Here is a 9,048-nt window from a genome sequence, read left to right on the forward strand (position 1 = left end):
CGGGCCCGTGTCGTCGCCCACGGCCCGGCGCACGTCACCGGGGCTGTTCCCCAGTTCCGTGCCCGCGACCAGGGACATCTGCCGGCGCAGGGTGTCGACGCCCGCCCGGCCCGCGCCGCTGACCGCCTGGTACGAGGAGACGACGAGTTCACGCAGCCCGAACTCGGCGTGCAGGGCGCCCAGCGCCACGATCATGGACAGGGTCGTGCAGTTCGGGTTGGAGACGATCCCCCGCGGGCGCACGCGCGCGGCGTGCGGGTTCACCTCGGGGACGACGAGGGGCACTTCCGGGTCCATCCGGAAGGCGGCGGAGTTGTCGACGACGACCGTGCCCTTGGCGGCGGCGATCGGCGCCCACTGGGCGGCCACCTCGTCCGGGACGTCGAACATGGCGACGTCGACCCCGTCGAAGGCCTCCTCCGACAGGGCCGCCACCTCGACCTCCACACCGCGCACGGCCAGCTTGCGGCCGGCCGAGCGCGGCGAGGCGATCAGACGGATCTCGCCCCAGATGTCCGCGTGCTGGGACAGGATCTGGAGCATGACCGTGCCGACGGCTCCGGTCGCTCCCACGACCGCGAGCGTCGGTCGTCGGGTCATCGCCCGGTGCCTCCGTAGACGACTGCCTCGTCGCTGTCGGAGTCGAGCCCGAAGGCGGTGTGCACGGCGCGGACGGCGTCGTTGACGTCGTCGGCGCGGGTGACGACGGAGATGCGGATCTCCGAGGTCGAGATCAGCTCGATGTTGACCCCGGCGTCGGTGAGCGCCTCGAAGAACCCGGCCGTGACACCCGGGTTGGTCTTCATGCCGGCGCCGACGAGCGAGATCTTGCCGATCTGGTCGTCGTAGCGCAGCGACTCGAAGCCGATCACGCTCTTCGCCTTCTCCAGGGCGTCGATGGCCTTGCGGCCCTCGGTCTTCGGGAGGGTGAAGGAGATGTCCGTCAGGCCGGTGGTGGCCGCCGACACGTTCTGCACGATCATGTCGATGTTGATCTCGGCGTCGGCGATGGCGCGGAAGATCGCGGCGGCCTCACCCGGCTTGTCCGGGACGCCGACGACCGTGACCTTGGCCTCGGAGGTGTCGTGAGCGACACCGGAGATGATGGCCTGCTCCACCTTCTGGTCCCCTTGCTGCTGAGTCTTCTGAACGAGCGGTTCGCTGCTGACCCAGGTGCCCTGGAGTCCGCTGAAGGACGACCGGACGTGGATCGGGATGTTGTAACGGCGGGCGTACTCCACGCAGCGGTGGAGCAGCACCTTGGAGCCGGAGGCGGCGAGCTCCAGCATGTCCTCGAAGGCGATCCAGTCGATCTTCTTCGCCTTCTTCACCACGCGCGGGTCGGCGGTGAACACGCCGTCCACGTCGGTGTAGATCTCGCACACCTCGGCGTCGAGCGCCGCGGCGAGCGCGACGGCCGTGGTGTCGGACCCGCCGCGGCCCAGCGTGGTGATGTCCTTCTTGTCCTGCGAGACGCCCTGGAAGCCGGCGACGATGGCGATGTTGCCCTCGTCGAGCGCCGTACGGATACGGCCCGGGGTGACGTCGATGATCCGCGCTTTGTTGTGGACCGAGTCGGTGATGACGCCTGCCTGGCTGCCGGTGAAGCTCTGGGCGCTGTGGCCCAGGTTTTTGATCGCCATCGCCAGCAGGGCCATGGAGATCCGCTCTCCGGCGGTCAGCAGCATGTCGAACTCTCGTCCGCTGGGCATCGGAGATACCTGCTCGGCGAGATCGATCAGCTCGTCCGTCGTGTCGCCCATCGCGGAAACGACGACGACCACCTGGTGGCCGTTCTTCTTCGCTTCCACGATCCGCTTGGCGACGCGCTTGATGCCCTCGGCATCGGCTACGGAGGAACCTCCGTACTTCTGCACGACAAGGCCCACGTGCGCTCCTCGCTCAGTCCGTCTCTGCACCGCACTACTGCGGTCGGCTCAGTCTAACGAGCGGCCGGATTTCCCTTCCGGGGTATCGCATCGTGAGATGTCCCGCTCACGACGTGATCACTCCGGGCTGTCAGGTCCACAAGGGAGGTCCGGCCGCTCCGAGACGGCACCTGCCCGTACCGGAACGCCGTCACTCCGAAAGTGCCCCAGCTCACACCGGAGACAGGGCCAGGACCGGAGGCGGGCACGGGAACGGGATCGGAGGAGGTCGCAGGAACAGGACCGGAGGCGGGGAGAGGGCCCGGAGCGGTTACTTGACCGTGCGCAGGCCGAGCGGACCCGCGATCTCCTCCGCCATCACCTTGCCGGCCTCCTCCGCGAGGATCTCCTCGCCGAGGTCCTGGTCGGTGTCGAGGCCGTCGAGCTCCTCCAGGGGCTGGTTCAGCCGGACGTGGGCCACCACGGACTGCAGGGCGCGCAGGGTCGCGGAGGCGGTGGAGCCCCAGTTCGAGAAGTAGGAGAACTGCCACCACCACAGCGCCTCCGTGGTGCGGCCCGCGCGGTAGTGGGCCATGCCGTGGCGCAGGTCGGTGATGACGTCGGCGAGGTCGTCGGAGATACGGGCCGGGACCGGGGCCTTGCGGGGCTCGTAGGGGTCGAAGACCTCGGAGTAGACGTCGATCGGCTCCAGCATCACGGCGAGGCGCTCGCGGAGTTCGTCCACGTCCGCCTCCGGGCCGAGGTCCGGCTCGTAGCGCTCCTCGGGAACGATGTCCTCGTGCGCGCCGAGACGGCCGCCGGCCAGGAGGAGCTGGGAGACCTCCAGCAGGAGGAAGGGCACGGCCGAGTCCGGCTCGTCGCCCTTGGCGACCTCGTTGACGGCGACCAGGAAGCTCTCTACCTGGTCCGCGATCTGGACCACGAAGTCGTCGGGGTCCTGGCTGGTCGCGTGCAGCGTGGCGTCAGACATCTAGAAGTCGTCTCCCCTCGAAGGCGCGGCCGAGTGTGACCTCGTCCGCGTATTCCAGGTCGCCGCCCACCGGGAGGCCGCTGGCCAGGCGGGTGACCTTGAGGCCCATGGGCTTGATCATGCGGGCGAGATACGTGGCCGTGGCCTCGCCCTCCAGGTTCGGGTCCGTGGCCAGGATGAGCTCGGTGACCGCTCCGTCGGCCAGGCGGGCCAGGAGTTCCCTTATCCGCAGGTCGTCCGGGCCGACGCCCTCGATCGGGCTGATCGCGCCGCCGAGCACGTGGTACTTGCCCCGGAACTCACGCGTCCGCTCGATCGCGACGACGTCCTTCGGCTCCTCCACCACGCAGATCACCGAGAGGTCGCGGCGCGGGTCGCGGCAGATGTTGCACAGTTCCTCCTGCGCCACGTTGCCGCAGGTCGCGCAGAAGCGGACCTTCGCCTTGACCTCCATGAGGGCCTGCGCGAGCCGGCGGACGTCCGTGGGCTCCGCCTGCAGGATGTGGAAGGCGATCCGCTGCGCGCTCTTGGGACCGACGCCGGGGAGCCGCCCCAGTTCGTCGATGAGGTCCTGAACAACGCCTTCGTACAACGGACTGCCTTTCCGAGTGCTCCGGTACCGCCTGGTCCCGTCCTACTGTTTCTTCCTGGTGCGTACGGTAGTTGGATGCCGCCGGTCTTAGAAAGGCAGACCGGGGATGCCGCTTCCGCCCCCGAGCCCCGCGGTGAGCGGGCCGAGCGTCTGCTGCTGGAGTGCCTGCGCGTTCTCGTTCGCCGCCTGGACGGCCGCGACGATCAGGTCCGCGAGCGTCTCGGTGTCCTCGGGGTCGACCGCCTTCGGGTCGATCACCAGGGCGCGGAGCTCTCCGGAGCCCGTCACGGTCGCCTTCACCAGGCCGCCGCCCGACTGGCCGTCGACCTCCGTCCGCGCCAGCTCCTCCTGCGCGTTCGCCAGGTCCTGCTGCATCTTCTGGGCCTGCTGCAGCAGCTGCTGCATGTTGGGCTGGCCACCACCGGGAATCACGATCAGCTCCTGGTTTCGAGTACGGCTGTCCGAGCGTCTTTTCCTGTCCAGCACGAGCCTACGTGGTCGACCGGCCCGTCGCCCAAGCACTCTTTCGAGTGACATCGCAGCACCGCCTATACCTGATCAAGGCCCACTTCTGGGCGGAAAAGCCGGTAAACCCGGTCCATCGCCACCCATTGGGCGGTAGGAAGGGTGCGGCGCATTTACACCATGCGTCACATGACGTCACGCAGTGTCAGGGCCGTCACCGTCGTCACCGTCGTCCGTCATCGCCGTCGTCACCGTCGTCAACTAGGGAGTGCCGGGTGAGTCAGCCGGAGATGCAGCCGGAGGGGCCGCTCCAGGACGGGCGGAGCGAGGGCGCGGCGGGGCCCCGGCCGGGCGACCTGACCGGCCGGCCGTTCCCGCTCGGCGACTGGGGGGAGCCCGCCGAGCGGCTCCACGAGCTCTACCGCTGGGTGGAGCAGGGGGCGCTCGACACGGCCGCCTGGTACCTCTCCGACCGCGTGTGGAAGCGGCGGTCGGCGCGTCTGCTGCGGTGCGGTGCCTCGCTGGGGGCCGTCGCCGGGGCCGCGCTGCCGCTGCTCGACCTCACCGGATCGGTGCCGGGGGCGGCTCCGTGGGGATATCTGGCGCTGCTGCTCGCGGTCTCCTGCGTCGCCGTCGACCGGTTCTTCGGGGTGACCTCCGGATGGATAAGGGACGTGGCCACCGCGCAGGCCGTGCAGCGACGGCTCCAGGCGCTTCAGTTCGACTGGGCGTCGGAGAGCGTCCGGGAGGTCCTCGGGCCCGCCGACGGAACGGCCAGCGAGGCGGCCGACCGGTGCATCGGGGTGCTGCGGAGGTTCTCCGAGGACGTCACGGAACTGGTGCGCACCGAGACGGCGGACTGGATGGTGGAGTTCCGCACGGGCCCGGCGCCGCTCGGGATCCAGTCGGCGGCGACGGGAGCGCCCCGGACCGACGGGCCGCCGCTGAACGGACGCACCCCGCTGCCGCCGGGAACCCGCCCGAACATGCCCCGCCAGCGCCCGCCCGAGCCCCGGTGACCGGTCCGGAGCACCACGGCGTCACCCGGCTCCGCAGATCCTCAGCCCGACCGGTGTCCCGCAGGGGAGATGGCCGTGGGTGCGGATGACGTCCTGACCGCTGCCCCGGGCGACGTAGGAGAGGAAACTGGAGGCGAGGGAGTCGGCGGGCGGCTGCCCGTAGGTGTAGGCGTACTCGATCTCGCGGTACGGGTAGTCCGTGGTGCCGTGCTCCAGGTCCTCGACGGAGGCGGCGTGGCCGTCGAGGCCGATCCGGTGCAGGCCCTCGCGCCCGGTGGCGTCGTTGAGTTCGCTGTACCCGATCGCGCCGGGCAGCCTGGCGACCGTGGCCAGCACCTGCTCCGTGGAGTCGAGTTCGCACCGCACGACCGGCGCCGTCGCGTCGTCCCTGTGGACGCAGTCCAGCGAGGAGTTGGCGATCTCCCCGCGCCCGAGGACCCGGCGCTGGAACACCTGCCGGGTGCCGGAGTCGGCGTCCCGGCTGACCAGGAGGACGGGCAGGTCGGGCCCGCCGAGCTGCTTCCAGTTGCCGATCTCGCCGCGGTACAGCCGCCGCACGTCGGCCGGCGACAGGTTCCTGACCGGGACGGCGTCGTTGACGACCAGCGTGAACACCGACACCGCGACCCGGTTCTCCCGCAGCCGCGGGAAGGCTCCCGGCTTGGGGCCGTCGGAGAGCGCGACGAGGGCCGGGGACCCCTTCTTCGACGCGTGCCCCGCCGAGTCGAGTTCGCGCACGCCGGCCGTACTGCCGTGGGTGTCCACCGTGATCGTGGAGCCCCGGCAGTCGTGCTCGTACTTCTCGGCCAGTTCGCGCGCCACCGGCTCGAAGGCGGTCGAACCCGTGATGGCCAGCGTGCCGCGCTCGCAGCCGATCGGGGGCGGAGTGCCGTCGCGCAGCACGACGATCAGGGCGAGCGTGACGACACACACCGTCAGCAGCACGGTGAACAGCCGCGCCGCCCGGCTGAACAGCGGCGGCTGGTCGTCCGGTGTCGTGCTGCGGTTGGGCCGGACCTCACCGTCCCGGATGCCGCCGACGATCCGTACCGGACATCCCACGTCGCCGCCCGACAGCAGGACGAGCAGCTTGAAGTGCTCGCCCCGGTTGAGCGGGACCCGGGGGATGCGCAGAGTGCCGTTCTCGTAGCTCAGACCGGCGGCCGGGGTGAAGTGGTCCATCAGATGGTCGGTGCCGGGCGGCTGGGTCACGGACACACCGCGGACGGTGCGGTCGGTGAACACCGCGGTCAGACCGTGCCGTTCGTGGCTGGTGTAGTCGTCCCCGGCGATGCTCTGCGAGCCGTCGTTCTCGATCCGCAGGAGGACGAGGGTCGCGTCGGACATGCCGGGTGTCTCGTCGAACAGCCCGAGCCGCACGTTCGCGCGCCCCGAGCGGACGCCGTCGCCGATGGGGTTGTCCATCTGGACGCGGTAGCCGACCGTCTTGCGGCGCGGCACCCTCCGCTCGTACCAGACCATCACGGCGGAGGAGACGACACCGATGACGGCGGTCCCGACGGCCACGACGTTCTCTGCGCTCAGCCACTCCACGTGAGCCACTCCCCCGAGCACTGCCCTGCGGTGCGGTCACCGTACGGCTCTGGCCGGAAACAACCCACATACGGGAAGTGAACTTCGGCGGCCGTGGGCGGCCCGGCCGTCGGCGCGTTCCCCGGGCCCCGGACCGCCCACGGTCCGCGACGGCGGACCGGGACGGCGGACCGGGGCGGCCCGAGGAATCAGCCGCTCTTCGTGAAGGCCAGCGACTCGTTCGTGCTGATGTTCACCCGGTTCAGCCGGCCGTCCGTCAGGAGGGTGACCTCGGTGGCGTCGCCCGGGTTGCAGCCCTTCTCCGGGCTGCCGACGGTGACCCGGGAGGGGCCGATCTCCAGCGGTCCGCCGGCGGCCGGGGCCTCGGTCAGGTCGGCCTCGAAGACGCAGTGGTAGCCGGACGAGCCGTCCGCGACGATCGTCAGCACCGGGTCGCCGACACCGCCCTGCCGGATCGTCATCCGGCGCGTGTGATGGCCCTTCGCGTTGTCGATGACGCCGTCCCAGGTGCCCAGGAACGCCTCCGGGACCGTGCCGCCCGGCGTCGCCGATGCACTGGGCGACGCGGAGGCGGTGGTCGGCGGCTGCGAGGTGCTCGGCCCCGGTGTCGTCTCGCCGGAGGCCTTGGTGGACGCCTTGGGGTCGTCCTGGCCGCCCCCGCCCCCCTCGCCGTTCAGCAGCGCGAACACGCTGCCGCCCGCGCCGAGCGCGACGACCAGGGCCACGACCACGAGAAGGGCGGTGGACCGGCCGCTCCTGCGCGCGGGCTCCGGGCCGGGCGGGACGGCTCCGGGGCCGTACGGAGGGGTCGGACCGTAGGGCGGGGTCACGCCGCCGGGAGCGTAGGGGCCCGCGGCGCCCGGACCGTAGGGGGGCGTCGAGCCGTACGGCGGCTGGGCCGGGCCCCAGCCTGCCTGCGGATAGCCGTACGCGGGGTGGGCCGGTCCCCGGCCGGGGACCCCCGGGTGCTGCTGCGGGTAGCCGTAGGCCGGGTGCGGACCGGCCGGCGCCGCCGGAGGAGGCGGCGTCGGGCCCGGACTCGCGGCCACGGTCGGAAGGTGGTTCACGGGGCCCGCCGGGGGCGGGGTGGCGCCCCCCTCGGCCGGCGTGGGCGCGTGCTCCGGGGATGCCTCGGCGGACGCGGCGGGTGCCGAGGAGGAGGCGGAGGGCGTCGAGGAGGAGGCGGAGGCCGAGGAAGCGGGCGAGCCGGACGGCGGCTTGGAGAAGTCCGGGGTGGCGACGGGCGCCGCGGGTGCCGGCGGCAGGGCGGGGACCGCGCCGGGCGCCGGAGCACCGGGCGGGAGCTGCGCCGGTCCCCGGTCGGGGTTCTCCGTGTCGAGCAGCTTCACGGCGTGCCGTCCGAGCTGGGCGACCAGCGAGCCGGGCAGCCAGGGGTCGAGGGTGCGTCCCTCCGCGACGGTGTCCTCCGCGCCCGTGCGCTCCAGGATCTCGTCGAGACCCGGCCGGGCACCGGGGTCCTTGCGCAGACAGTCCCGCACCAGGTCGGCGAGCCCCTCGGGCACCCCCGTCAGATCGGGGTCCTCCTGCGCGATGCGGAACATCATGGCGTGCACACCGCTGTTGGCCGCGCCGAACGGAAGGGTGCCGGTGGCCGCGTACGACAGGACCGAGCCGAGGCAGAAGACGTCGCAGGCGGGCGTGACGCGGTCGCCGCGGACCTGCTCGGGAGCCATGAACCCGGGTGAGCCGACGAGCGCCCCGGTGTGGGTCAGACCGCCGTCGGTCACCGTCTCCAGGGCGCGCGCGATGCCGAAGTCGATGACACGGGGGCCGTCGATGGTGACGAGGACGTTGGAGGGCTTGAGGTCGCGGTGGATGAGGCCCGCCGCGTGGATGTCCTGGAGCGCGTGCGCGAGACCCGCGGCGAGGATGCGCACGGAACGCTCGGGCAGGGCGCCGTGGTCGCGCCCGACGACGGCCTGTAGCGAGGGCCCGGCGACATAGCCGGTGGCGACCCACGGGATCGGGGCCTCGGTGTCCGCGTCCAGGACGGGCGCGGTCCACAGCCCGCCGACCCGGCGCGCGGCCTGCACCTCCTGGCGGAAGCGGGCCCGGAACTCCTCCTGCTCGGCGAGTTCCGGCCGGACGAGTTTGACGGCGACCGTACGTCCCCGGTCGGAGCGTGCGAGATAGACGTGCCCCATCCCCCCGGCGCCGAGCCGCGCCAGCAGCCGGTACGCCCCGATCTGCTGCGGATCCCCCGCCCCCAGCTTCTCCATGGCAGTGCCCACCCTCCCCCATATGTGCAACAGACCGAGGATAGTGCGCCATACGGGGAGGTGGACGGGGCGGTGTCCACGGTTCCGTCACGACTGGTGCCGTTTCGGTAACGGGTCCGCCCTCGTCCTCGACGCCCCTCCGGGAACCGTCCCGGACGGTCGCCCGGCGCTCGTACCGGTGTCCTCGGAGGTCCGGCGCACCCCCCGGCCAAGCCCGACAGACTGTCGCGGAAAGCCCCCGACCGCAGACAGGACGCCGATGTCGCGCCCGGTCCGTGGACATTTACGCTTCGCCGCATGACCCCTCAGCCCAACCCCC

The 9,048-nt window shown here is 71.7% G+C and carries 8 protein-coding genes; 1 reads left to right on the forward strand and 7 read right to left on the reverse strand.

Annotated elements, in window-relative coordinates; all coding sequences use genetic code 11:
* The 5 genes from CW362_RS41695 to CW362_RS41715 form a co-directional block, all read right to left on the reverse strand.
* A partial coding sequence (locus tag CW362_RS41695) for an aspartate-semialdehyde dehydrogenase (protein WP_276313768.1) occupies positions 1–600 on the reverse strand: 600 nt, incomplete at its 3' end.
* Positions 597–1,889, reverse strand: a complete 1,293-nt coding sequence (locus CW362_RS41700; RefSeq protein ID WP_103554794.1) for an aspartate kinase — start codon at positions 1,887–1,889, stop codon at positions 597–599. The genes CW362_RS41695 and CW362_RS41700, both read right to left, overlap by 4 nt.
* Before the next feature lie 310 nt (positions 1,890–2,199).
* Entirely contained in the window at positions 2,200–2,859 is a 660-nt protein-coding gene (locus CW362_RS41705; RefSeq protein WP_103554795.1) for a DUF5063 domain-containing protein, read from the reverse strand.
* Positions 2,852–3,451 carry a recombination mediator RecR gene (gene recR / locus CW362_RS41710; RefSeq protein WP_103554796.1) on the reverse strand — a complete coding sequence of 200 codons (600 nt, stop codon included), beginning with the start codon at positions 3,449–3,451 and terminating at the stop codon, positions 2,852–2,854. Before recR ends, CW362_RS41705 begins: the two co-directional genes overlap by 8 nt.
* A gap of 87 nt (positions 3,452–3,538) precedes the next feature.
* On the reverse strand, positions 3,539–3,883 hold the full coding sequence (locus tag CW362_RS41715; RefSeq protein WP_103554797.1) for a YbaB/EbfC family nucleoid-associated protein: 345 nt from the start codon (positions 3,881–3,883) through the stop codon (positions 3,539–3,541).
* A 308-nt stretch (positions 3,884–4,191) separates the two neighbouring features.
* Between CW362_RS41715 and CW362_RS41720 the strand changes: the two genes are divergently transcribed.
* Entirely contained in the window at positions 4,192–4,935 is a 744-nt protein-coding gene (locus CW362_RS41720; protein ID WP_103554798.1) for an SLATT domain-containing protein, read from the forward strand.
* Positions 4,936–4,956: 21 nt separating this feature from the next.
* On the opposite strand, the gene CW362_RS41725 is transcribed toward CW362_RS41720, so the two are convergent.
* Complete coding sequence (locus CW362_RS41725; protein ID WP_103554799.1) at positions 4,957–6,489, reverse strand: substrate-binding domain-containing protein; 1,533 nt, start codon at positions 6,487–6,489, stop codon at positions 4,957–4,959.
* A gap of 188 nt (positions 6,490–6,677) precedes the next feature.
* The gene (locus CW362_RS41730; RefSeq protein WP_103554800.1) at positions 6,678–8,729 is read right to left on the reverse strand and encodes a serine/threonine-protein kinase; all 2,052 of its coding nucleotides are present in this window, start codon (positions 8,727–8,729) and stop codon (positions 6,678–6,680) included.
* Positions 8,730–9,048 lie beyond the last annotated feature (319 nt).

Origin of the sequence: Streptomyces populi, assembly GCF_002911015.1 — a bacterium.
GTDB lineage: Bacteria > Actinomycetota > Actinomycetes > Streptomycetales > Streptomycetaceae > Streptomyces > Streptomyces populi.